1 protein-coding gene is annotated in these 1,284 nt (G+C 42.1%); it reads right to left on the minus strand.

Going from position 1 to position 1,284, the window contains the following annotated elements; all coding sequences use genetic code 11:
• Positions 1-1,036 (minus strand): patatin-like phospholipase family protein (locus A3756_RS16335; RefSeq protein WP_068553953.1); only part of this gene is annotated, 1,036 nt, incomplete at its 3' end.
• Positions 1,037-1,284 lie beyond the last annotated feature (248 nt).

The following is a 1,284-nucleotide window of genomic DNA, read 5'->3' on the forward strand; positions in this document are numbered from 1 at the left end:
CTTCAAACAAAAGATAGCTAGCCAGGCTCACGCCGCCTTCAATTGGTTCCTTGTTTAGACCAAAAAACTGTTTAATAGGTCCGGGTAGTTTGGAAACATGTTTAATTGCAATTTCATCAATTGGTTCGCTTGGGTTTATCACCAAGGTATCAATAAACCTTAATCCCAAATCGTTGGCGACTGCTTCTGGGTCCTCAACTCTTTTTAAAAGGCTGTTGATGACAGCGACCTTTTCAACGTCCTTTTCTACAACATCAATAAACATTCCGTTTATAACATGCTCTAAGATAGAGGGTCGCTTTGGCTCTTTTTTACTTTCCTTGCGAATATGACGATTGGTGAGGTTCGCGCTAACACCAATAACCAAAATTCGATTCGCACCAAGGTGAACTGCAGGGCTAAGCGGTGCCATATTACGAGCAACACCATCGCCAAAGTACTCTCTATGTATCTTGACTGGTGGAAATATGGTCGGGATAGCAGAAGAAGCCATGAGGTGATCAAGCGTTAGTTTTGTTTTAACGCCCACCCTATTCCCTGATTGCCAACCAGTAAGGTGGTCTTCACCTTGGAAAAAACTAACACTTTGGCCGCTTCGATAACCACAACTTGTCACACTAACTGCCTGTATGTCGTGCTTCTTGATGTTGGTTGTGAGTTGTCCGAAATCAGCTTCTTTTTTTAATAGCTCTCTTAAGGGGGCGTTATTGAACATGGAGCCTGGCACATCAATGCCATCTCCGCTGACGAAACCTCTAACAAACTGGCCTAGGTTTTTTGCAAGATTCCAATAGTCGGATTTGTATACCTTATCAGAGCTAAGGTTTAACCAAAGATCTTCGAGACTGTCGACACTATGCCTGAAGATCTTACCCCCTCCTCCTAGCCCCACGGCGTTTAAAGCTCCTGCGGAACTGCCGCAAATGACAGGAAAGGGATAGTCAAAGCCAGGAAACTGTTCTGCAATTGCCTTAAGAACACCGGCCTGGTAAGCGCCTCGTGCACCACCACCCGTTAAAATCACCCCTGCTGTCATATTAATTATTCCAAATAATGTACTTTGTAAGAATGCTGCGATAGCAGCTTGTTTCCGCTCAAAGAATAGATAAGTCTCAATAGTAAAACTATTCTAGGGCATATATGCGGACAAGCACTAACCTTGCATAAACTTAATAGTGATAATAAAAATCTATATAGAATAAGACGGTCTATATCTGATCAAAAAAGCAGCATCTTTAGCGCTATAATTAAGTTAATGATAAAGATAGATCGTTATATGGTTTT

Source organism: Oleiphilus sp. HI0086 (genome assembly GCF_001635225.1).